At 53.3% G+C, this 21,773-nt stretch carries 23 protein-coding genes; 12 read left to right on the top strand and 11 right to left on the bottom strand.

Annotated elements, in window-relative coordinates:
* Position 1: 1 nt before the first annotated feature.
* Genes mreD through AC1WNR_RS05290 form a run of 3 tightly spaced genes read right to left on the bottom strand, consistent with a single transcriptional unit; the run spans position 2 to position 2,417 of the window.
* Positions 2-487, bottom strand: a complete 486-nt coding sequence (gene mreD / locus AC1WNR_RS05300) for a rod shape-determining protein MreD (RefSeq protein WP_481643485.1) — start codon at positions 485-487, stop codon at positions 2-4.
* A complete protein-coding gene (gene mreC, locus AC1WNR_RS05295) occupies positions 480-1,331 on the bottom strand; it encodes a rod shape-determining protein MreC (protein ID WP_481643484.1) in 852 nt (283 codons plus the stop codon). The genes mreD and mreC overlap by 8 nt, the downstream gene beginning before the upstream one ends.
* A 48-nt stretch (positions 1,332-1,379) precedes the next feature.
* Entirely contained in the window at positions 1,380-2,417 is a 1,038-nt protein-coding gene (locus tag AC1WNR_RS05290) for a rod shape-determining protein (protein WP_481643483.1), read from the bottom strand.
* 208 nt (positions 2,418-2,625) lie between these two features.
* On the opposite strand from AC1WNR_RS05290, the gene gatC reads away from it, so the two are divergent.
* From gatC to AC1WNR_RS05265, 5 genes are all read left to right on the top strand, one after another.
* Entirely contained in the window at positions 2,626-2,913 is a 288-nt protein-coding gene (gene gatC / locus AC1WNR_RS05285) for an Asp-tRNA(Asn)/Glu-tRNA(Gln) amidotransferase subunit GatC (RefSeq protein WP_481643482.1), read from the top strand.
* 19 nt (positions 2,914-2,932) lie between these two features.
* A complete protein-coding gene (gene gatA / locus AC1WNR_RS05280) occupies positions 2,933-4,384 on the top strand; it encodes an Asp-tRNA(Asn)/Glu-tRNA(Gln) amidotransferase subunit GatA (protein ID WP_481643481.1) in 1,452 nt (483 codons plus the stop codon).
* Positions 4,385-4,395: 11 nt separating this feature from the next.
* Entirely contained in the window at positions 4,396-5,847 is a 1,452-nt protein-coding gene (gatB, locus tag AC1WNR_RS05275; RefSeq protein ID WP_481643480.1) for an Asp-tRNA(Asn)/Glu-tRNA(Gln) amidotransferase subunit GatB, read from the top strand.
* An 80-nt stretch (positions 5,848-5,927) separates the two neighbouring features.
* On the top strand, positions 5,928-6,686 hold the full coding sequence (locus AC1WNR_RS05270; RefSeq protein ID WP_481643479.1) for a sulfite exporter TauE/SafE family protein: 759 nt from the start codon (positions 5,928-5,930) through the stop codon (positions 6,684-6,686).
* 16 nt (positions 6,687-6,702) lie between these two features.
* Positions 6,703-8,076, top strand: coding sequence for an FAD-binding oxidoreductase (locus tag AC1WNR_RS05265; RefSeq protein ID WP_481643478.1), 1,374 nt, complete (start codon positions 6,703-6,705; stop codon positions 8,074-8,076).
* Here the strand turns inward: AC1WNR_RS05265 and AC1WNR_RS05260 are convergent, their stop codons facing one another.
* The gene (locus AC1WNR_RS05260) at positions 8,077-8,973 is read right to left on the bottom strand and encodes a DMT family transporter (RefSeq protein WP_481643477.1); all 897 of its coding nucleotides are present in this window, start codon (positions 8,971-8,973) and stop codon (positions 8,077-8,079) included.
* A 56-nt stretch (positions 8,974-9,029) separates the two neighbouring features.
* Here AC1WNR_RS05260 and hrpB point away from each other — a divergent pair, with 56 nt between their 5' ends.
* The 3 genes from hrpB to lhgO all read left to right on the top strand — a co-directional run bounded on the left by hrpB (position 9,030) and on the right by lhgO (position 13,078).
* A complete protein-coding gene (gene hrpB / locus AC1WNR_RS05255) occupies positions 9,030-11,531 on the top strand; it encodes an ATP-dependent helicase HrpB (RefSeq protein WP_481643476.1) in 2,502 nt (833 codons plus the stop codon).
* 61 nt (positions 11,532-11,592) lie between these two features.
* Positions 11,593-11,754, top strand: coding sequence for an oxidoreductase-like domain-containing protein (locus tag AC1WNR_RS05250; RefSeq protein ID WP_481643475.1), 162 nt, complete (start codon positions 11,593-11,595; stop codon positions 11,752-11,754).
* Between the two features lie 127 nt (positions 11,755-11,881).
* Complete coding sequence (gene lhgO / locus AC1WNR_RS05245; RefSeq protein ID WP_481645362.1) at positions 11,882-13,078, top strand: L-2-hydroxyglutarate oxidase; 1,197 nt, start codon at positions 11,882-11,884, stop codon at positions 13,076-13,078.
* 23 nt (positions 13,079-13,101) lie between these two features.
* Here the strand turns inward: lhgO and AC1WNR_RS05240 are convergent, their stop codons facing one another.
* Both AC1WNR_RS05240 and AC1WNR_RS05235 read right to left on the bottom strand, forming a co-directional pair.
* Positions 13,102-13,866 carry a hypothetical protein gene (locus AC1WNR_RS05240; protein ID WP_481643474.1) on the bottom strand — a complete coding sequence of 255 codons (765 nt, stop codon included), beginning with the start codon at positions 13,864-13,866 and terminating at the stop codon, positions 13,102-13,104.
* A gap of 126 nt (positions 13,867-13,992) precedes the next feature.
* Positions 13,993-14,421, bottom strand: a complete 429-nt coding sequence (locus AC1WNR_RS05235) for a cold-shock protein (RefSeq protein WP_481643473.1) — start codon at positions 14,419-14,421, stop codon at positions 13,993-13,995.
* A 365-nt stretch (positions 14,422-14,786) separates the two neighbouring features.
* Here AC1WNR_RS05235 and AC1WNR_RS05230 point away from each other — a divergent pair, with 365 nt between their 5' ends.
* The gene (locus AC1WNR_RS05230) at positions 14,787-14,993 is read left to right on the top strand and encodes a SlyX family protein (protein WP_481643472.1); all 207 of its coding nucleotides are present in this window, start codon (positions 14,787-14,789) and stop codon (positions 14,991-14,993) included.
* On the opposite strand, the gene AC1WNR_RS05225 is transcribed toward AC1WNR_RS05230, so the two are convergent.
* From AC1WNR_RS05225 to mpl, 5 genes are read right to left on the bottom strand one after another with little or no spacing between them, the layout of a single operon-like run.
* Positions 14,987-15,772: a class I SAM-dependent methyltransferase gene (locus AC1WNR_RS05225; protein ID WP_481643471.1), complete on the bottom strand. Its 786-nt coding sequence runs from the start codon at positions 15,770-15,772 to the stop codon at positions 14,987-14,989. The two genes, AC1WNR_RS05230 and AC1WNR_RS05225, sit on opposite strands and share 7 nt — an antisense overlap.
* Positions 15,772-16,584, bottom strand: a complete 813-nt coding sequence (locus tag AC1WNR_RS05220; RefSeq protein WP_481643470.1) for an undecaprenyl-diphosphate phosphatase — start codon at positions 16,582-16,584, stop codon at positions 15,772-15,774. Before AC1WNR_RS05220 ends, AC1WNR_RS05225 begins: the two co-directional genes overlap by 1 nt.
* The gene (tsaB, locus tag AC1WNR_RS05215) at positions 16,581-17,264 is read right to left on the bottom strand and encodes a tRNA (adenosine(37)-N6)-threonylcarbamoyltransferase complex dimerization subunit type 1 TsaB (RefSeq protein ID WP_481643469.1); all 684 of its coding nucleotides are present in this window, start codon (positions 17,262-17,264) and stop codon (positions 16,581-16,583) included. The genes AC1WNR_RS05220 and tsaB overlap by 4 nt, the downstream gene beginning before the upstream one ends.
* Before the next feature lie 35 nt (positions 17,265-17,299).
* Entirely contained in the window at positions 17,300-17,917 is a 618-nt protein-coding gene (locus AC1WNR_RS05210) for a flavin prenyltransferase UbiX (RefSeq protein WP_481643468.1), read from the bottom strand.
* Positions 17,918-19,279, bottom strand: coding sequence for a UDP-N-acetylmuramate:L-alanyl-gamma-D-glutamyl-meso-diaminopimelate ligase (gene mpl / locus AC1WNR_RS05205; protein ID WP_481643467.1), 1,362 nt, complete (start codon positions 19,277-19,279; stop codon positions 17,918-17,920).
* A 150-nt stretch (positions 19,280-19,429) separates the two neighbouring features.
* Between mpl and AC1WNR_RS05200 the strand changes: the two genes are divergently transcribed.
* From AC1WNR_RS05200 to AC1WNR_RS05190, 3 genes are all read left to right on the top strand, one after another.
* Positions 19,430-20,410: a class 1 fructose-bisphosphatase gene (locus AC1WNR_RS05200; RefSeq protein WP_481643466.1), complete on the top strand. Its 981-nt coding sequence runs from the start codon at positions 19,430-19,432 to the stop codon at positions 20,408-20,410.
* 61 nt (positions 20,411-20,471) lie between these two features.
* Complete coding sequence (gene ppa / locus AC1WNR_RS05195) at positions 20,472-21,005, top strand: inorganic diphosphatase (protein WP_481643465.1); 534 nt, start codon at positions 20,472-20,474, stop codon at positions 21,003-21,005.
* A gap of 132 nt (positions 21,006-21,137) precedes the next feature.
* On the top strand, positions 21,138-21,698 hold the full coding sequence (locus AC1WNR_RS05190; protein ID WP_481643464.1) for a hypoxanthine-guanine phosphoribosyltransferase: 561 nt from the start codon (positions 21,138-21,140) through the stop codon (positions 21,696-21,698).
* Positions 21,699-21,773 lie beyond the last annotated feature (75 nt).

The raw sequence follows: 21,773 nt of genomic DNA, 5'->3' as shown, positions 1-21,773 counted from the left end.
TTCAGTTTAGATCGAAAGTCCGTGCGAGACGGTCGAGAAACAGAAAAACCAGCGGCCAAAAAATCCCGCTAAAAACAGCTGGCAATAGAAACAGCAGAGAGTCTCCGTGCGTTCCAGTCAGGCCCTGCATCCAGTAGTGCAGAAGCTGGTTAAGACCCGTTAGCAGAGCGATGATGATCCCCTGCTGTGGTAGGGGGAACATGCGCATACGCCGGTAGAGCAGCTGCGCCAGAAATGCCACCAGCGTCAGTGAGAGCGCGTTAAGCCCAATAACACCACCATGCGCCAGGTCCAACAGTAGGCCGAGCACAAAAGCATAAAAAAGACCCACACGCGAAGGTGCACGCATCACCCAGTAGACAAGGAAAAGAAGAACCCATTCTGGGCGCGCCCAGCGTAGCAGGTCTGGCAGCGGCAGCTGACTTAAAAATAGACTGATGATAAAGGTGCCAAAAATGATGAGACTGCCACCACGCGCCTCAGCCATCAGACGCCTCACTTAGCTGTTCGGACAACAGCGCTGGAGGGCGTTCTACCAGTAACAGGTGACGCGACTTATCGAGCCGAGCGGTCGGTACCGCTCTGATTACCAAGAATGGACGCCCCGGATCACGCGTTACCTCGGTCACTTCGGCAACAGGGTAGCCCTCCGGGAAGCGGCCACCCAGTCCGGAGGTGACTAGCGTATCGCCTACTCGGATATCGGTGGTCGCTGGCACAAAGTCGAGCTCCAGGCTGTCGGGGTTACCGTTACCGAGAATCACTGAGCGAAAACCCGTACGCACCGACTCAACCGGCACAGCGGCACGCGAATCAGTGATCAGCATTACACGGCTGATCAGTGGAGCAACCGATATCACCTGCCCCATCACACCACCAGAGTCGAGCGCGGGCTGGCCGATGGTGATGCCATCTTGGCTACCAAGGTTAGTCAGGATCTCATGCTGAAACGGATTGGGATCAACACCAATCAACTCTGCCAGACGTACTTGCGAGTCAATTCGCGAGCGAGCATTCAGTAGCGCACGTAGACGACGATTCTCTGCAGTCAGGGCCGCGTTCTGCAGCACGCGCTGCTCCAGCTCAAGAGCCTCGGTGCGCAGGCGGTTATTCTCCGCCACTAAACTTGAGCGGCTAACCACCACGTCAGAGACATTATCAGCTAAGCGCGCTGGCATATCGACCAACCACTGCAGTGGAGTAATGATCAGATTCACATAACTGCGCCCTTCGCGGAATTTGGGTGAGTTCAGATCAAGGGCGATAAGGAAGAGTGCTGCAATAATCAGCAGCAGAAAAAGAACTTTTGAGGGACCGTTACGAAAGATCATCTCGGTAGCAGCGAGGCTGAAACACTGAGTTTCAGCCTCAACCTCTGTTTAGTCGTACGAGAGAAGTTCAAGACCCGAGCGGTCTAGCATCTCCAGTGCCCGACCACCACCGCGAGCGACACAGGTCAACGGATCTTCAGCAACAATAACTGGCAGGCCTGTCTCTTCAGTCAGCAGACGGTCCAGGTTGCGCAGCAACGCGCCACCACCGGTCAGTACGATACCCTGTTCGGCGATATCAGCGGCCAGCTCAGGCGGACACTGCTCCAATGCACTCTTAACGGCCTGTACAATTGCCGCCAGTGGCTCTTGCAGCGCTTCAAGCACTTCGTTGGAGTTGAGCGTAAACAGACGTGGGATACCCTCGGCCAGGTTACGACCACGCACATCGATCTCCAGCACTTCGGTGGCTGGGTAAGCCGTGCCGATCTCCTGCTTGATACGCTCGGCGGTCGCTTCACCGATGAGGCTGCCGTAGTTGCGGCGCACATAGGTAACAATCGCTTCATCGAAGCGGTCGCCACCGACACGAACAGACTCTGAGTAGACGATACCGTTAAGCGAGATAACCGCGATCTCGGTAGTACCACCACCGATATCGACAACCATCGAACCGCTTGCCTCTTCTACCGGCAAGCCTGCACCGATCGCCGCCGCCATTGGCTCTTCAATCAGATAAACCTCACGGGCACCAGCACCGATTGCCGACTCTTTGATCGCACGACGCTCAACCTGAGTCGATTTACAGGGTACACAGATCAGTACGCGTGGGCTCGGACGCAAGAAAGAGTTGTTGTGAACTTTGCTGATAAAGTACTGCAGCATCTTCTCAGTCACGTGGAAGTCTGCGATTACCCCGTCTTTAAGTGGTCGGATAGCGGTAATGTTGCCGGGTGTGCGACCCAGCATACGCTTCGCATCGGCGCCTACAGCTGCCACAGATTTCTGATTGCCGTTAACACGAATAGCAACTACAGACGGCTCATCTAGAACGATATCTTGGTGGCGAACAAATATAAGGGTATTAGCGGTACCCAGGTCGATCGAGAGATCGCTGGAGAATAGGCCGCGAATTTTTTTAAACATCGGTAAACTGGTCCTGAACCTAGCCGTTTTGGCGGTGTTTTTAGAATCGCAACATACTAGCAATCAGAGGGATTTTGGGCAAGGCTCAAATGTGATACCTTAGCGCCCCTACACAGCTAACTTAAACCGTTTGAAAGCGCGCAAATCACTGAGTTAAAAGTGATTCTGCATTTACGCTATTTAACCCGTTGAAGACGAGACAGGAACGATGTCACTCGACCGATCTGACGTGGAACGTATTGCTTATTTGGCCCGCCTGGCTATCGATGAGCAGGACATCCCGCAATACACCGAAAACCTAAGCAGCATACTGCAACTCGTTGATGAGATGCAGGCGATCGATACCACTGGAGTAGAACCTCTGGCACATCCACTTGATGGCGAACAGCGACTGCGTGCCGATGAGGTGAGCGAGATGAATCAGCGCGAACAGCTTCAGAGCGTAGCACCAGCAACCGAGGAAGGCCTCTTCCTGGTTCCTAAAGTGATCGAGTAAGCGGGCGGATTATCTATTTATGCATACTAAAAGTTTGACTGAACTGGCTGCAGACCTGGCATCAGGTGCAGTTAGCAGCACTGAGTTAACCCAAGCCTACCTCGATCGCATCGCAGCGCTCGATAGCAAGTACAACTCATTTATCACCACCACACCTGAGATCGCCCTGGCACAGGCTAAAGCGGCTGACGAGGCTCGCGCAGCGGGCCAGGCAGGCGCTTATACAGGTCTACCAATTGCTCACAAGGACCTCTTCTGCACCGAGGGCGTGCGCACCAGCTGTGGCTCAAAGATGCTGGATAACTTCGAGTCACCTTACGATGCGACCGTCGTTGCCAAATTCAAAGCGGCCGGCGCGGTTATGCTGGGCAAAACCAATATGGATGAGTTCGCTATGGGCTCATCAAACGAATCGAGCTTCTACGGCGCCTCGCGCAATCCATGGGATACCGACCGGGTACCCGGTGGCTCATCGGGCGGTTCGGCAGCTGCTGTTGCTGCACGTCTGACGCCAGCGGCCACCGGTTCTGATACGGGTGGTTCAATCCGTCAGCCGGCGGCACTCTGTGGAATCACTGGCATCAAACCGACCTATGGCCGCGTGTCACGCTACGGTATGGTTGCCTACGCTTCATCGCTGGACCAGGGTGGCCCGATGGCACAGAGCGCTGAAGATTGCGCTCTGATGCTCAATGTTATGGCGGGTTTCGACAAGATGGACTCAACCTCGTCACAGCGCGATGTTGAGGACTACAGCGCCAAACTTAATGAATCAATCAGCGGTTTGCGCATCGGTGTACCAAAAGAGTACATGAGTGACGACCTCGACCCACAGATTGCTGAGCGCGTTCAAGCGGGCATTAAAGAGCTCGAGAAGCTTGGCGCCAGCGTAAAAGAGATCAGCCTGCCGCGTACGCGCATGTCGATCCCTGCTTACTACATTATCGCGCCAGCAGAGGCTTCATCTAATCTGTCACGCTTTGATGGGGTGCGTTACGGCCACCGTTGCGAAAACCCAGAAGATCTGATGGATCTATACACCCGCACCCGCAAAGAGGGTTTCGGTGCCGAGGTTAAACGCCGCATCATGGTAGGCACCTACGCACTCTGTGCCGGCTATTACGACGCCTACTACAACAAGGCACAGCAGATTCGCCGCCTGATTCAGCAGGACTTCCTTGCTGCATTTAACGAGGTGGATCTGATTCTCGGCCCAACAACGCCGCATCCGGCGTTTAAGATTGGCGCGAAGAACAACGACCCAGTCTCCATGTATATGGAAGATATTTTCACCCTGTCGCTTAACCTTGCCGGTCTGCCAGGCATGTCAGTGCCTTGTGGCACTGTTGAGGGGCTGCCGGTTGGTATGCAGCTGATCGGTAACTACTTCGACGAAGCGCGTCTGCTTAACGTGGCTCATCAGTTCCAACAGGTGACTGATTGGCACAAACAGACACCAGCTGGAATTTAAGGGGTTAAGACATGGAATGGGAAACCGTAATCGGGCTTGAGATCCACGTTCAACTCTCAACCCAAACAAAGATATTCTCCGGCGCCAGCACCGCCTTTGGTGCCGAGCCAAACACCCAGGCCTGTGCTGTTGATTTGGCACTGCCGGGCACACTGCCAGTGTTCAACGAAAACGCGCAGCGTATGGCGATTATGTTCGGTCTGGCGATCAACGCAGAGATCGGTAAGCGTGCAGTATTTGAGCGTAAAAACTACTTCTACCCAGACCTACCCAAGGGCTATCAGACGACTCAGTTGGAAAAGCCTGTCGTGGGCGAGGGTTATGTCGACATCACTACTGATGAAGGCAGCCGTCGCGTGCGTATTCACCACGCGCATCTTGAAGAGGATGCCGGTAAGTCACTGCACGAAGATTTTCACGGCATGTCAGGTATCGACCTGAACCGTGCTGGCACACCTTTGATCGAGATTGTCTCCGAGCCAGACATGCGCACCTCAAAAGAGGCAGCTGAGTATGCGCGTAAGATCCACGCTATCGTGACTACCCTCGGTATCTGTGACGGTAACATGGCAGAAGGTTCAATGCGTTGTGACTGTAACGTCTCTATCCGCCCAAAAGGTCAGGAAGAGTACGGTACCCGCACGGAGCTAAAAAACATCAACTCGTTCCGCTTCATTGAGCGCGCGATTGATACCGAAGTAGCGCGTCAGATCGACCTGATCGAAGATGGCGGCAAAGTGGTTCAAGAGACGCGTCTTTACGACCCTGATCGTAACGAGACGCGCTCAATGCGCTCGAAAGAGGATGCCAACGACTACCGCTACTTCCCTTGTCCGGATCTACTGCCAGTCGTTGTCGATGACGACTACGTCGAAGCCATTCGTGCAACACTGCCCGAACTACCTGATGCGCGCCGTGAGCGCTTTATCAGTGAGTACAACCTGTCTGACTATGATGCCGGTGTGCTTTCAGCTTACCGCCCACAAGCGGACTACTACGAGGCGGTTGTCGCAGCATCCAAGGATGCCAAACTGGCAGCTAACTGGGTGATGGGCGAACTGGCGAAGAACCTCAACGCCAACGACACCGACATCAAACAGAGCCCAGTGAGTGCCGAACAGCTCGGCGGTCTGCTACAACGTATTAAGGACAACACCATCTCGGGCAACATCGCCAAAAAGGTGTTTGAACATATGTGGAGCGATGGCGGCACAGCCGATGAGATCATCGAAGCGAAGGGCCTGAAGCAGGTAACTGACACCGGCGCGATCGAGAAGGTGATTGATGAAGTGATTGCCAACTCGACGCCGCAGGTTGAGCAGTACAAAGCAGCCGAGCCTGACAAGCGCGGTAAGATGATTGGCTTCTTTATGGGTCAGGTAATGAAGGCGACCGGCGGTAAAGCTAACCCTGGTGCCGTTACCGGCTTGCTGAAGAAAAAACTTGATGCACTCTGCGACTAAGCTAGCTTAATCAATTTAAACCCCGGTTCAATCGCAGCCGGGGTTTTTATTTTTAATCCAATTTTACGAGAGCCTTTTGCGTGATCACTGATCTAAACTTCTATCTGCTGGCGATACCAGCGCTATTGATTGTCGGCATCTCAAAAGGCGGATTTGGTGGCGGAATCGGCATGGTGGCCGTACCCATGCTCAGTCTCGTCATTTCACCGGTGGCAGCTGCAGCAATCTTGTTGCCAGTGCTATGTCTTATGGATCTGTTTGCTCTTCGTGGGTTTCGCGGGAAGTTCGATTTAAGCGTCATCAAACCCATACTTCCCGCTGCGCTGGTTGGTGTGCTGGCGGGTGCTTTCAGCTTTCACTTGATGAGCGAGCGCGGCATCAAGTTTATGATAGCGACACTAACCTTTCTCTTTTGTGCCGATGCGTTGATTAAAGCACTGCGCAAACGGCAAACACCGGCAAAAAAACCTAACGTTGTGCGCGCGAGTATCTGGTCATCCTTGGCGGGTTTTACCAGCTTTAGCGTTCATGCCGGCGGTCCACCTCTGAATATGTACCTGCTTCCACTTCGGTTGGAAAAATCACTCTATGTATCCACGACAGTGATTTTTTTTACCTTCATAAACTATGTGAAGCTGATCCCTTATGTCTCGTTAGGGCTCTTCGATCAGAGCATCCTGTTGACAGCACTCATCCTTGCGCCGATCGCCCCAGTCGGCATATGGCTAGGAATTTATATGCACAACCGAATTGATGAGCGCCTCTTCTACCAACTCTGTTACGCATTCCTATTTTTAACCGGTCTAAAACTGGGATACGATGCGCTGACAATGGCCTGATAACTGGAAACTGACCATGCAAGAGCTACTACAGAAAATTCACGCAATCGTGGGTGACAACGGACTGATCGCAGACGAGCGCGTTGCTCAGCGCTCCAACGATAGCTGGGGCCAGGGCAGCTGCCCGGCGGTTGCTATCGTTCGCCCAACGACGACCGAAGAGGTTTCGCAGGTGATGGCACTCTGCCATGCAGCCGGTCAAACCGTCGTTCCTCATGGCGGTCTTACAGGTCTAGCTCTGGGTGCGCAGTGTAAGCCAGGTGATCTGGTACTGAGCCTGGAGCGCATGAATCAGATTGAGCGCCTAGATACCAAGGGTGCCACCGTTACCGTCCAGGCAGGCGTAGTGATCGAAGAGCTGCAGAATCGTGCTGCCGCCGAAGATCTGCTGTTTGCAGTGGACTGGGGTGCGCGCGGCTCGGCTCAGGTCGGCGGCATGCTGGCCGCCAATGCCGGTGGCAACAAGGTGGTGAAATACGGCATGGCCCGTGCTCAGGTGCTTGGCCTAGAGGTTGTACTGGCCGATGGTCGCGTAATGAGCAATATGCGCGAAACCATCAAAGACAACTCCGGCTATGACCTCAAACAGCTATTTATCGGCTCAGAAGGTACGCTCGGCATCATCACTCGCGCAGTGCTGCGCCTCTGGCCATCAGCACCTGCCCGTCAAACTGCTCTGGTTGCCTGTAGTGATTTTGACTCGGTACTCGAACTTCTGAACCGCCTCAAACAGACTCTCGAGGGTAAGCTCTCTGCGTTTGAAGCACTCTGGAGCTCCTTCTACAACTTCATGACGATTGAGACTGGTCGCAACAAGGAGTTCATCAAAGCTGAGCACCCCTTCTATGTGCTGGTCGAATCCGAGTGTGTAGACGCCGAACGCGGCCGCGAGCAGTTCCTTGAGGTGCTCGGTGAGCTACTTGAACAAGAGATTATTGTTGACGCCGTGATCGCTGAGACTAACCAGCAAGCCGCAGACCTCTGGGCGATGCGCGACGATATTGACGCGATGGTAGAGAACCTGAGCCCGCTGATCGCTTACGACATCTCACTGCCACTGCGCGATATGGAGGAGTACACCCGCCGCGTCAATGAGATGCTGGCCGAGAAATATGCCTCGCACACCTGTCTAACTTTTGGTCACCTTGGCGATGGCAACATCCACTTCTGTGTGGGTCCGGTTGACGATAAACCTTCCATCGACAAGCTGGTCTACAGCCTGCTGCAGGAGTACGGCGGTTCAATCTCAGCCGAGCACGGTGTTGGCCTGGGCCGCAAGAACTACCTGCACTACTGCCGCTCAGAGGTTGAAATAGAGATGATGCGCGCCATGAAACGCGCCTTTGATCCAACGGGCATTCTTAACCCCGGGAAGATTATCGACCTCTAATCAGCGCGCCTGCTTGGCCTGCCTGAGCGCTTGCGCATAGGCATAGAGAGACTTTGCTCGGGTTGTCAGTACTGCGATGAAGATCAGCAGACACCCGAGCAACTGCATCGGCTCCATCCGTTCACCGTACCAAATCGCAGCGAAGATCGCGACCCAGACAGGCTCCAGCGTAAGTACCAGAGCTCCGTGTCCTGCCGGTGCTAATTTGAAGCTGTAGGTCTGGATCAGGAAACGAGCAGCCGAACCCAGAAGCACGCTCGCTGCAAACCAGCCCCAAATACCGGACATATTGACGAGCTCCCAGTTCTCAAAAAACCAAGAGATAGGAATTAGCAGCAGCCCAACCGTCACCAACTGGATAGCTGTTAACGCAATTACAGATGTCTTTACCGCGGCACGCGCACTCAGATTGATAAATATGGCAAAAAAGAGCGCAGAGGCAAGATAGCTCCACTCACCGATGCCGAACACAAAGTGAGAGTCGAGCGATAGGGCCGCCAATCCCGCACAGGCTATCGGCAAAGCAAGCCAGACCGCGCGACCGGCCCGCTCGCCAAAAAAGATCGCAATAAGAGGTGCTAAGAGCGCTCCCATACTGGTAAGGAATCCGCCGACCCCCATATGGGTTCCCAGATGCAGTCCAAACACCCAGAAGGTAATCCCAACGGCAAAAACAGCTCCAACCAAAAAAACTCGACCGGTATCCCGAGCATGAAATCGACGTAGATCACCGATAGAGAAAGCCGCTAGCAGGAGCCCAGCAGTAAAAAACCTCAGCCCCATAAAGAGCATGGGCGGCAGCCCTACTAAGACCTCTTTCGAAAAGATCCAACTCGAAGCGGCCAGCAAGGTAACAAGTATGAGCAGCAAATCAGCTTTGAAAGGGTGGGTGCGCACGCGGGGAACTCAGAGTGGAAAAGGCCTATGTTAACGTTTTTCGATATACTTCGCTCATGCAAAATAAGCCTCTTCCAATTGATCAAATCCTGCCAGAGCTTGCCCAGACCCTAGCTCAACACCCAGTTGTAATTCTGCAAGCGGAGCCGGGAGCCGGCAAAACGACTCGAGTACCGCTGGCATTGATGGTGCAGGATTACGTTCAAGGCAAGATATTGCTGCTCGAACCACGCCGCGTGGCTGCTCGTTCTGCTGCACAGTATATGGCACAGTCACTGAATGAGTCGGTGGGCCAGCGCGTTGGCTACTCTATGCGCCTAGATCGCAAAGTAAGCCGTGACACCAAAGTGGAGGTGATTACCGAGGGGCTTCTGGCTCGAAGGCTAATCTCAGACCCAGAGCTCTCTGGCGTTTCGCTGGTTATCTTTGATGAGTTCCATGAGCGCAGTATCCATACAGACCTGGGTCTAGCGCTCTGCCGTGAAGTAGCAGCACTGCGTGACGAGCCGCTTCGGCTACTTGTGATGTCCGCCACACTAGATACAGAGAAGCTGAGTAATCAGCTGGGTAACGCACCGGTACTCAGCAGCCCTGGGCGCAGCTATCCGATTAACATACAGCGCTCAAACAGCCCGATTAATCGCTTTGAACTGCTTGATGCACTCGAGCGTCGCTGTCGAAACGCCCTATCGATTGACGGGGATGTATTGGTTTTTCTACCCGGGCGCGCCGAGATACGCCAGCTAGAACGCAGGCTCAATGAGCTCTGGCACGACAGACCGGAAATTAGCGTTAGGCCGCTCTACTCTGGCGTCAACGACGCCAGTGTCCTAGAGCTTTTCAACGCGGCACCCGCCGGTGAAAAACGCTTTATTTTAGCGACATCCATCGCCCAAACATCGATCACACTACCTGGGGTGACCTGCGTTATTGACTCCGGACTCGAAAGGCGCCCGATTTTCAATCCGCGTCTAGGGCTATCGCGACTGTCGACAGAACGTATTAGTGCCGCAACGGCGACCCAGCGCGCCGGCCGAGCTGGCCGCGTAAGAGCGGGTATCTGCTATCAAACTTGGAGTGACGATCAACAGAGTCAACTCATCGACCATGACCGCCCGCAGATCACTCAGGTCGACCTAAGCGATACCCTGCTGCTTCTCCTTAGCTGGGGGGTGAGCCAAATTGATGATCTGGAGTGGATTGAACGCCCGTCCGAAACCCTCTGGCGTGCAGCGCTGGAACAGCTGACAGCCCTTGGGGCTATCGATTGGCGTGACCAACGACCTACGCTAAGTGAACTGGGTAAGCGCATGTGCCAGATTCCTGCCGAACCGCGCGTTGCGCGGTTGTTGCTCTGGGCAGAATCCTTGGGTGCATCGAACCTCGGCGGGCAATTAGCGGCACTTATCAGCGATCCACCACGTCAACGTCACGCAGATCTGCGTCAGGCACTAGAGCAGATACCCAGAAACAAGCAGTTGGGCCAAATAGCAAAACGCTTTGAACAGTTGCTCGGTACGCCAGAGTACCGAGATAGCCAAGACCCGAGAGACACTCAGGATTGGGATATCTCAGAACTGCTGCTGCCCGCCTATAGCGACCGCGTCGCCCAATGCGTTGACCAGTCAAACGGTCGATTTCGCTTGACCAACGGCACGGCCGTTCGCCTGGATCCAACTGATCCTCTGTGTCGTTCGCCCTATCTGATATGTATCGACCTGGGCGGTCGAGAGGATCAAGCAGAGCTGCGCCTCTCACTCGCTCTCCCAGTAAGTATTGATCTGATAAAAACTGTGCTCAGTGAGCAGATTCAACAGCAGAAGGAGCTACGCTGGGAGGGTGAACATCTGCGTGCAGTTAATCTTATGCGCCTTGGCAAACTCGAGCTGGAGCGTAGCGAGGCCCAATCCATATCGGATAGCGCCCGCGCATCAGCCTGGTGTGAACGCATCCGTAAAGAGGGACTCAACACTCTGCCAACTTGGCAAAATTTAGCCCCTTGGCTAGCTCGCGTACGCTACCTTGCCCGTAACCAAGAGCGAACGTCAGAACCCGTTGAGCTTCCCCTATTCGATGATGCCACGCTGCTCAAACGTCTAGACGAGTGGCTCGTCGATGCCCTCAGATCTATTAAACAGCGATCAGAACTCGGAAAGATCGATCTAAAAACTCAACTTCTGAACATCCTGCCTTGGCAGATAACGCAGTGGCTCGATCAGTATGCCCCACAAACTTACACGGCCCCATCTGGGCGCACTGTAAAAATCGATTATAACGCCGAGATACCGAGTATCAGTTTGAAGCTGCAAGAGATGTTTGGAGAACAAGCTTCTCCCACCACAGGTCTCGGACTGCCCATCCGAGTTGAGCTGCTCTCGCCTGCAGGCCGCCCTCTGGCAATGACAACCGATCTCGCCCATTTCTGGCAAAACATATACCCAGAGGTGCGCAGAGAGAACCGGGGGCGTTATGCGAAACATCCTTGGCCGGAGGATCCGCTAAAAGCTGAAGCCAGCCACCTCACTAACGCTGCGCTCAGGCGCAAGAGCGCTGAGTAGCGTCGAAGGTTCTGATATAATCACGCCAGTTTTAATCGCACTCATTAGATAGGAGTTTTCTGTGGAAGAACCGATAGCACCGGGAGATTATGACTGTTGTGAGAGCGGCTGCGAGCCCTGCGTTTGGGATGTCTACCGGGCAGAGATGACACAGTGGCGAGCCGCACAGGCAGCAAAAAACACAGAGGGGAGTCCTGTAACGGAATCTTCCGAGGAATCTTAGACTCCAAAACAGTTCGTATCTCAGAGTGGAACCTAAATGGATATTTCGCCGCTTGAGAGTGGCGCCGAAAACCGACAGGATCCTATTTCTAAAAAGTTAATCTGTATCTACAGGTATCTCCTAAATGATTTACGACGTTATTGTTCTCGGCACAGGAATCCTCGGTTTATCAACCGCGATGCAACTTCTTGAAAAGTACCCGGGGAAAAAGGTTCTGGTCTTAGACAAAGAGCAGCACTGCGCAGCCCACCAAACAGGCAACAACTCCGGCGTCATACATGCCGGTGTCTACTACACGCCCGGCACTCTTAAAGCGAAGTTCTGTCTCGAGGGGAACCGACTCACTAAAGAGTTCTGTGAGCGTGAAAACGTCCCATTCGATACATGTGGCAAGTTGCTTGTTGCAACTAACGAGCTTGAGATGACTCGCATGCGCGCGCTTTGGGAGCGCACCGCCGCCAACGGGCTGGAGCGTTACTGGCTAGACTCAGACGAGCTGCAAGCGCGAGAACCCAACATAACAGGTATTGGAGCGATCTTCGTTCCTTCCAGCGGAATCGTGGACTACTCAGCTGTCTGTCGCGCGATGGAGAAATCGATCAAAGCGGCCGGTGGTGAGATCAGATATGGCGCTCAGATCAAAGAGATCAAGGAGTACCCTGATAAGGTCGAATTGATGAGCGAGCGAGACACTTTTACTGGCAAGTACCTAATTAGCTGTGCAGGTCTGATGTCGGACCGCGTAATACGGATGCTCGGGCTCACCCCAGACTTTACGATCTGTCCGTTTCGTGGCGAATATTTCCGTCTTGCGAGCAAGCACAATCAGATCGTCAATCACCTGATCTATCCCATCCCGGACCCCTCCATGCCCTTCTTGGGAGTGCATCTTACTCGCATGATCGATGGCAGCGTCACGGTAGGGCCCAACGCCGTGTTAGCATTCAAGCGAGAAGGCTACAAGAAAACAGACTTTTCGCTCAAAGACACCGTTGAGACGTTGAGCAACCAGGGTATCTTGCGACTACTGGCCAAGAATATGCAGCCGGGACTGACCGAAATGAAAAACTCAATGTTCAAACGCGGCTATCTAAAAGAGGTCAACAAATACTGCCCAAGCATTGAACTCGAGGACTTAGAGCCGTATCCAGCGGGCGTTCGGGCCCAGGCGGTGTCGCCAGATGGGAAGCTAATCGACGACTTCAAATTTGTTCACACAAAGCGAACGATAAACGTCTGCAACGCGCCCTCGCCTGCCGCGACCTCATCACTTCCGATCGGGCGACATATCCTCGGGCTTGCCAGTGAACAATTTGATCTCTAGAAAATTTGCGGATTCCGATCGAACTAATTGAGCGCCTTCAACTCCAGCGAACTCAGTTCGCCCTTCTCTTCATGCTCGACGCGCACGAGTGCGAAGGACTTGTCAGGGACGAGCCAGAGCGTATCTCTAACGTCTCCCGCCTGACGCTGCCAGCGCTCGGCCAGCATCTCACCCCAGGGAGTTCCAACAGCCTCCTCCCCAAGCAGTTGATATTGGTAATTTCGAGTATCAGAGCGAGCTACCAATCGGTATTCCAATGAATTAGAGGCTGCTCCACAGTGTCGGTCGATCTGTATTTGCAAACTATGTGATAAGGGATCAAGAACGACTCCATCAACTTGATAGCTCTGAGCCTTTCCTTTGTAGTTGGAATTCACCGTTCCAGTTGCACTATCCACGCTGATTTGAGTCGTTCTGGCGCCCAGCCCCTTCTGCTCTTTGAGATACTCAGATGTCGCCAACTGACCGTCAATAAGCTGCATTGAGCTCTTCTCGTTAAGACTGACAATGAGCAGTGACATCGACTGCGACAACACCCAGTTATCAGTCCCAGCAGACTCTAGCCGACGAGTCGCTTCAGTTCCCATACCCTGGTACGCAACTTGATAGACCCAGTTCTGATCACGCTGAGCCTCGAGCAAGTTTCTGGCACAGTCGCTAGCTTGGGCTAGAGGTGCAAACAACGCTAGTCCCAACAGCATCGCGGGCTGTGCCAAGAGGTCGGCCCCCTTTTTCATCCATACCTTGGGCAGTACTAAGAGGTCTGACCCCTTTTTAACAATATTCATTCAGGCGCTCTCATAAAAACACTAAAAAGGGGTCTGACTCCACTGTAAAATTTTAGGTTAAAGCATCACCCATGAACCAAAAATGAAAAAGGCAGCCGAAGCTGCCTTTTCTATGCTCAGTAGGTTTTAGCCGCGCATCACTGCAACGTCTTCCGCCTGCAAGCCTTTATCCGTTGTACCAACACTAAAGGTGACCTTCTGCCCCTCGTTCAGAGAACGATGACCACGGCCGCGGATGTTACGGAAATGAACGAATACATCATCTCCTTCAGAGCGAGTAATGAAGCCCCAACCCTCTTTAACATTGAAGAACTTAACGGTACCCACTTCACGACCTTCAGCGTTGTCGTCGACATACAGATCATCGTCTGATGTATCTGCAGCAGCCGAGGCTGAGCCTGAGCCCGCTACAAAGGTACTCACCAGCACTGCAACGAACGCAACGCCAAGAACGCCCACATAATTGTCGACACCGAGAACCTGCCAAGCAGCAGCGATCACGGCAACCGCAACAAAACTAATAACTATATTTTTTACCAATTGCGAACCACTCATCTATCAAATTGTCTCTTGTTATTCGAAATTACAGTCTAAATTTGCCCAAATGACGCTCTATTAAATCTTTGCAAGATCGTCAGCAACCCGCAGATATATCCTACTAACCAATTTTTTTCAACAACTTAGCCCATTTCACGCCTAGTACTTAAGGCTAGTGTCAGCTCTTAGGCCCCGCACTTCGGTGGCATCGACAAGAATTGTAACCATACTGGTATAAAGAGAACGGAAGAATCTCATATAATCGTGCGCCGCGTTGGTTGGAAAGCCGCTAGAAAGCGGTCAGAGAGCCGCGAGTAAGCGGTAGCGGAGCAGCGAGAAAGCTGTAAATAAGCGCCGCAGTACTGTTTAACAGGAGCAACAAGATGTCTGATAGTGCCCGACTCGACGATCTAGAGTCACGCATTGCCTTTCAGGAGGATGCGATCGATAAACTCAGTGACGTTATCGCTCGTCAGGAGAAAGAGCTAGACCAGCTCAAGCGGATGGTGCTGATTTTGAGCACCCAAATTCGCAACTTCGATACAGGTGATGACGCGGCTAAAGCGAACGAGATTCCACCGCACTACTGAGAGGGTTCGAGCTTGCGCAGGGCGTAGATATCAAAACGACCCGATTTGCCCTCCAGCGCATAATCGGGCTGTGGTCCCTCGATACAGGGTGCTTTGCGGGGACGCTTGACCACAACCCGGCAACGAGCACTCTCCAGCGCCGCCGCCAGCAACTCAGCACTGTCCTCATCAGCACCCACTAACGAACGAAAAGCGAGCATCTCTTTTTTGACCTGAGCACTCTTCTGGGAGTGAGGAAACATCGGATCGACGTAGACGACATCTGCTTCACCTTGATGCCTATTCAGCCAGTCAACTGATTGACCCGAATCAAAGCTCAGGCGTTGGACAATATCCATAATCGCTGGATCATCGGTGCACTGAGCTCGCTCGAGACCATCCTGAAGCAGCGCTGCAACCAGCGGATTACGCTCCACCATCTGTACCTTTGAGCCCAGCGTCGCCAGCACGAATGCATCCCGCCCCAAACCTGCGGTCATATCAGCGATATAGGGTTTAAATGAACTTGATACGCCACAGGCTTTGGCGATCTGCTGCCCCTGCCCGCCACCAAACTGACGCCGGTGATTGACCGCACCTGAGAGGAAATCCACCTGCACGGGACCCGGTCGTTTACGTCCTGTGGTACAGAGTGATACACCCTCAGCACCAAACACCAATAACTGTTCGAAGCGGCTATCATCGTCCAGAGACCACTCTGTCAGCAGTTCAGCACCGACCTGCTCAGCCAGCGCTGTTGCCGCAGAAATAAATGGAGGTTCAGCCGCGATTGCGAGCATCAGGCACTCATACCCCAGACGGCTAGCAGCCCGAAGCCCAGCAGCAAACGGTAGATAACGAACGGACGCATGCCGATACGATCAAGCCAGCTCAAGAACAGATGGATACAGGCCCAAGCACTCAGCGCTGCGATCAATGCTCCTACACCCACCATCATCCAAGGTGCATCAGCTCCCTGTTCTATCAGGTCGAGAGTTTTCAGCGTCCCTGCACCCAAAATGACTGGAATCGACAACAGAAAGGAGAAACGCGCCGCACTTTGACGCTCATAACCCAGTGCCAGCGCGGCAGTAATAGTAATACCCGAACGTGAAGTTCCAGGGATCAGCGCGATCGCTTGTGCAATACCGATCACAAGCGCTTCGGGAATGCCGAGCGACTCCATCTTTTTGGTCGCGCGATTAGTGGCATCAGCCCATCCGAGCAGAACGCCAAAAATGAGTGTGGTCGCCGCGATAACGAGGATCGATCGACCATACTGATCAATAAAATCACCCAGCAGCAAACCCGCGAGAATAGCCGGTAATGTAGCGAGCACTACCAACCAACCGAGCTTCGCTTCGCTCGAGCGCTGACCAAAAAGCGACAGCGTCGAAGCTTTGGCAATAGTAAAGACCTCAGTGCGGAAGTAGATAACCACCGCGCAGAGAGTGCCGACATGCACACCAACATCAAAGGCTAAACCCTGATCCTCCCAACCAAGTAGCTGCGATGGCAGTATTAGATGCGCAGAGCTTGAGATCGGCAGGAATTCGGTCAGCCCCTGGATCAGGGCAAGAATAATGGTGTGTATCCAATCGCTGAGTGTCACTGTTCGTCCTTTTTCTTCCAGCTACCTTCACGCAGATAGACAGGCTGTGCCTCTTCTGGCGCAAGCGCACGGCCCGCATTGAACTCTCTCTCGGCCAGTTGCACCATGATCCTTGCAACCGGGTAAATCTCGGGTAGGCAGCGTACTACACTCGCCTCTATTTTCGACGAGTTTGCCAGATAAACAGCACCGCTACCGGCCAGTGTCCATTTACCCTCAACAGCGAGCGCTACATCAGCCGGCGCGCTAACCCGCTCTTCGTGCAACGGTTTGAGATCGCCATCAACCAGCTGATAACAGCACCAGTAGACCTCGTCCATCCGAGCATCTAGTGCTGCGAGGATATACTCAGCGCCCGGAGCCTCCTCCAGCGCGCGCCATGCCATCGTTTCGAGGGTGGAAACACCCACAACCGGCGTTTCATAGGCCAGGGCCAACCCCTGTGCAGCTCCAGTAGCAATTCGTATGCCAGCAAATGAGCCCGGACCTCGACCAAAAGCAACAAGATCAAGATCCTTCACACGCAGTTGTGCTTCGGCCAGCACAGCCTCAACCATTGGCAGCAGTAGGTGCGTATGTTGGCGTGGCGCAATTTCAAAGCGATCAAACTTACCGGCATCGCAATGTAGTGCAACAGAGCACGCGTCAGTTGCTGTATCTAGCGCGATAATCTGCGCCATATCTGTCTCCTCAATCTAATCAATTGATAGCTACCTTAGAGCAGCTTGTTACCCCAGGCGGGCATCAGATCTTGCTGCAGATCTAGCTGAGAGAGTATGCGAGCAACGATAAAGTCGACCATAGCGTTGACGCTCTCAGGTTTATGATAGAACCCCGGAGATGCCGGTACCACGACGGCACCCATACGCGTTAGCTTCAACATGTGCTCGAGATGTATCTCGGAGTATGGCGCTTCACGAGGCACCAGTATCAACTTGCGACGCTCCTTGAGTGTCACGTCAGCCGCACGCTCGATAAGATTATTACTGGCCCCAGTGGCTACCGCCGACAAGGTTCCTGTGCTGCAGGGGCAAATAACCATCGAACTCGGCGCACCAGAGCCTGAAGCGACCGGAGCGAACCAATTCTCGCGGCCAAAGACGCGAATCTGCCCCTCAGCTGCACCGTAAAACCCAGTCAGAAACGACTCTTGAGCTTCAGGGGTTCCCGGCAACTTAATCTCCGTCTCAGCAGCGGTAACAACCTGAGCAGCTTTACTAATCATAACCAGCACCTGCACCTTTTGAGCGACAAGGCACTCGAGTAGGCGCAATGCATACTGCACACCAGATGCGCCGGTTATCGCTAGACTAACTCTACGCGGACTATCCATCTATTTACGCTCCCTTAGCGCCTCTATTAGGCGTTCATGTATACCACCAAAGCCGCCATTGGACATCACGACCAGTTCAGTTCCCGAAGTCGTCGCTGCGACAACCTGTTCAATCATCGCATCAAAATCGCCGAACACCTGTTGGTTCGATGCGGCAGCTACTGCTTCATCCAGCGACCAGCCCTGCTCTGCGGGTTGATACCAAAAAACCTGATCTGCAGCTTTAGAAGAATTAGCTAACTGGTCGCTAAACACGCCCTGTTTCATCGTATTTGAGCGGGGTTCAATCACCGCGACAATCCTCGCATCGGGCTTAACTCTTCTGAGCCCCTCAAGCGTGGTCGCTATGGCGGTCGGATGATGAGCAAAGTCATCATAGAGTGCGACGCCATTAATCTCCTCACGCAACTCCATCCGGCGTTTTACTGAGCGGAACTGACTCAGCGCCTCAGCTGCGGCCTCCAGTGTTACGCCCACATGTCGGGCCGCTAAAGCAGCGTGTAGCGCGTTTACTTGATTGTGTGTACCACTCAGCGTCCAGCTCACACGCGCACGCTCGCCTTGTTGCAAACAGAGCGTGAACTGTTGCGGGTTCTCTTCGCTAACCTCTATCCAGGCGTCTGCCTCAGGCGTTTCGCCAGTCTGAAGCAAATCTGACCAACGGCCCTGCTCAAGAACCCTGTTTAACGCCTCGTTCTCTCTGGGCGAGATAATCTGCCCCTCACCGGGAACAATGCGCACCAGATGGTGGAACTGGCGTTCAATCGCGTGCAGATTGTCGAAGATATCAGCATGGTCGAACTCTAGGTTGTTCATAACCAGAGTGCGCGGCGAATAGTGAATAAATTTAGAGCGTTTATCGAAAAATGCGGTGTCGTACTCGTCCGCCTCGATAACGAAAAAGTCTGTCTCGCCCACGCGCGCGGAGCGCTCGAAATTGAGCGGGACACCACCAATAAGGTAGCCTGGTCTCATGCCGGCATACTCGAGTATCCAAGCCAGCATACTAGCCGTTGTGGTCTTTCCGTGGGTGCCGGCAACAGCCAACACCCAGCGATCAGCCAACAGATGATCGTGCAACCATTGTGGACCCGAGCAGTAGTGCAGCCCTCGATTAAGAACCGCTTCCACGCAGGGATTACCTCGCGACATCGCATTACCGATGACTACCAAGTCAGGTGGAGGGTCGAGCTGCGCCGGATCATAACCCTGAATTAGCTCGATACCCGCCTGCTCCAGCTGCGTGCTCATCGGTGGGTAAACGTTTTGATCTGAACCGGTCACTCTGTGGCCGAGCTCGCGCGCCAGCAGTGCCAGGGACCCCATAAAGGTGCCGCAGATACCCAAGATGTGCAGGTGCATCAAGGCAGACTCCGTAAACTGAAGGGAAAAAGGCCGAATATCTAAGACCTTAGCCGAAAAAACGGCTATGCCGCGGTGCAATAGACTAACAACTCCCCTATAATTTGCATCCTATTTTTCCCTCCAAAAAACACCGAGGCCAACCAACCGATGCAGTTACTTAGCTCTTTTCTAAAGCACAATAAAACTGACCAGGATCTGGTTGAAGTCATTGAAGTACTGATGATCGCCTGCAAAGAGGTAGCACTGCAGCTGCGTGAGGGAGCCTTGGCCGGCGTCTTGGGCACCAGCACACTGACCAACGTACAGGGCGAGACCCAAAAGAAGCTCGACATCGTCTCCAACGACATTATCAAAAAGGTCCTGTTGGATAACCGTTTGGTACGTGGCGTCGCATCAGAGGAGGAGGACAAGCCTGTCTGGGGCGATCGAGATGGTCGCTACTTAATTACCTTCGATCCGCTCGATGGCTCATCTAATATCGATATCAATGTATCGGTAGGTACAATTTTTTCTATTCTCGAGGCACCTAAGCCCTGGGCGAAACAGGATGAAGCTGAATTCCTGCAGGCGGGTCGCCGTCAGGTCGCGGCGGGCTACGTACTCTACGGCCCATCTGCTGTATTGGCGCTGACCACAGGCAAAGGCGTAAACATGTTCACGCTGGCCCACACCGGTGACTTCATTCTCACCGAAGAGAACGTCAAAGTACCCGAAGAGACTGCTGAGTTCGCCATCAATATGAGCAACCAGCGTTTTTGGGAGCCAGCAATGCAGTCATACATTAGTGATCTGATCCAGGGTGAAGCGGGTCCGCGCGAGAAGAACTACAACATGCGTTGGATCGCATCGATGGTGGCTGAAATCCATCGCCTGCTGACACGCGGTGGTATCTTTACTTACCCATGGGACTCACGCGATCCGAAGAAACCAGGTAAATTGCGCCTGATGTACGAAGGCAATCCAATGGGGATGCTAATAGAACAGGCGGGCGGTGGAGCCACGACCTGTTACGAAGAGATTCTCGATATCGAACCGGACGACATTCACCAGCGTGTCTCTGTCGCCATGGGCTCGAAGAAAGAGATCGAAACGTTGAAAGCTTACCATCGCACCCAGACAAAGAACTGACTATAATCGCGGCCACGAACTAATGGCCAAACAGCTTACACTTAACTGATAGGAAGCAAGCATGAGCTTTGAAAAAGTACCTGCGGGCAAAGATCTGCCCAACGATATCTATGTAATCATCGAGATCCCAGCTGAGAGCTCGCCAGTAAAATACGAGATCGACAAAGATGCAGACGCAATCTTCGTTGACCGTTTTATGGCTGCGCCTATGTTCTACCCTGCTAACTACGGCTACGTGAACAACACCCTGGCAGACGACGGTGACCCACTGGACGTATTGGTACTGACTCCACACCCAGTAATGACTGGCTCTGTAATCCGTTGCCGTCCAGTCGGTATCCTCAACATGACTGACGAAGCGGGCGAAGATGCTAAGCTCGTCGCTGTGCCACACGAAAAACTGAGCCAGGCTTACAACGACATCAACGATGTTGATGACCTGTCTGACCTGCTGAAAGATCAGATCTCTCACTTCTTCGAGAACTACAAGAAGCTTGAGAAAGGTAAGTGGGTTAAGGTTGAAGGCTGGTCAGACGCTGCTGCTGCGCGCGCTGCAATCGAACAGTCTGCGGCTGCGTACGAAGCTGCCAAGTAAGCAACACTCATACACCAAACCCGCCAGTTCGACTCGGCGGGTTTTTTTATATCCGCACGCTCGATTTAACAAACTTGCGTGAGGCACCAAGTCACATTAAGGTGCGTTCAAGATTTTTACAGGACTGCAGTCATGAGCCGACCCAATTTAGACGAGATCAAACAGGTTTACATCGAGTCTGATCTACTTTTCAGCGAATCCGAAGTGGCACAGGCGATCGATAAAATGGGCGCAGAGATCAGCGCAGATCTCGCTGACCAAGATCCAGTTATCTTCTCAATCATGAATGGTGGATTGGTCATTGGTGGCCAACTCTTGACGCGCCTGAACTTCCCCCTGGAAGCGAGCTATCTGCACGCAACGCGTTACCGCAACACCACCTCAGGCCATGAACTTGAGTGGAAGGTGCCGCCAATGATCGAATTCAAGGGCCGACCTGTGCTCGTGGTTGACGACATTCTCGATGAGGGTCATACGCTGGTTGAGGTGATGAAACACTTCGAACGTGAAGGCGCTTCATCTGTTGAGGCTGCCGTTCTGATCGATAAAGAGCACGACCGCAAGGCGATTCCCGGACTCAAAGCCCGTTACACAGGCCTTACCATACCTGACCGTTACATCTTCGGTTACGGCATGGACTACAAGGGTTACTGGCGCAACGCGCCGGGTATTTTTGCGGTGAAAGGGCTGTAACCGGTCTTTAATATTTTTCATTGTCAGTCTGGTGGAATTCGTTAGACTGACAATTGAGAAAAATAACAAGGACGA

This window comes from Marinobacterium marisflavi (assembly GCF_982447095.1).
This window is presented reverse-complemented; position numbering and strand designations above follow the sequence as displayed.

Bases quoted from the DNA above. Each gene is read 5' to 3' on its own strand.
- mreD (WP_481643485.1), bottom strand. From the start codon at position 487: ATGGCTGAGGCGCGTGGTGGCAGTCTCATCATTTTTGGCACCTTTATC.
- mreC (WP_481643484.1), bottom strand. From the start codon at position 1,331: ATGATCTTTCGTAACGGTCCCTCAAAAGTTCTTTTTCTGCTGCTGATT.
- AC1WNR_RS05290 (WP_481643483.1), bottom strand. From the start codon at position 2,417: ATGTTTAAAAAAATTCGCGGCCTATTCTCCAGCGATCTCTCGATCGAC.
- gatC (WP_481643482.1), top strand. From the start codon at position 2,626: ATGTCACTCGACCGATCTGACGTGGAACGTATTGCTTATTTGGCCCGC.
- gatA (WP_481643481.1), top strand. From the start codon at position 2,933: ATGCATACTAAAAGTTTGACTGAACTGGCTGCAGACCTGGCATCAGGT.
- gatB (WP_481643480.1), top strand. From the start codon at position 4,396: ATGGAATGGGAAACCGTAATCGGGCTTGAGATCCACGTTCAACTCTCA.
- AC1WNR_RS05265 (WP_481643478.1), top strand. From the start codon at position 6,703: ATGCAAGAGCTACTACAGAAAATTCACGCAATCGTGGGTGACAACGGA.
- hrpB (WP_481643476.1), top strand. From the start codon at position 9,030: ATGCAAAATAAGCCTCTTCCAATTGATCAAATCCTGCCAGAGCTTGCC.
- AC1WNR_RS05240 (WP_481643474.1), bottom strand. From the start codon at position 13,866: ATGAATATTGTTAAAAAGGGGTCAGACCTCTTAGTACTGCCCAAGGTA.
- AC1WNR_RS05235 (WP_481643473.1), bottom strand. From the start codon at position 14,421: ATGAGTGGTTCGCAATTGGTAAAAAATATAGTTATTAGTTTTGTTGCG.
- AC1WNR_RS05230 (WP_481643472.1), top strand. From the start codon at position 14,787: ATGTCTGATAGTGCCCGACTCGACGATCTAGAGTCACGCATTGCCTTT.
- AC1WNR_RS05225 (WP_481643471.1), bottom strand. From the start codon at position 15,772: ATGCTCGCAATCGCGGCTGAACCTCCATTTATTTCTGCGGCAACAGCG.
- tsaB (WP_481643469.1), bottom strand. From the start codon at position 17,264: ATGGCGCAGATTATCGCGCTAGATACAGCAACTGACGCGTGCTCTGTT.
- AC1WNR_RS05210 (WP_481643468.1), bottom strand. From the start codon at position 17,917: ATGGATAGTCCGCGTAGAGTTAGTCTAGCGATAACCGGCGCATCTGGT.
- mpl (WP_481643467.1), bottom strand. From the start codon at position 19,279: ATGCACCTGCACATCTTGGGTATCTGCGGCACCTTTATGGGGTCCCTG.
- AC1WNR_RS05200 (WP_481643466.1), top strand. From the start codon at position 19,430: ATGCAGTTACTTAGCTCTTTTCTAAAGCACAATAAAACTGACCAGGAT.
- ppa (WP_481643465.1), top strand. From the start codon at position 20,472: ATGAGCTTTGAAAAAGTACCTGCGGGCAAAGATCTGCCCAACGATATC.
- AC1WNR_RS05190 (WP_481643464.1), top strand. From the start codon at position 21,138: ATGAGCCGACCCAATTTAGACGAGATCAAACAGGTTTACATCGAGTCT.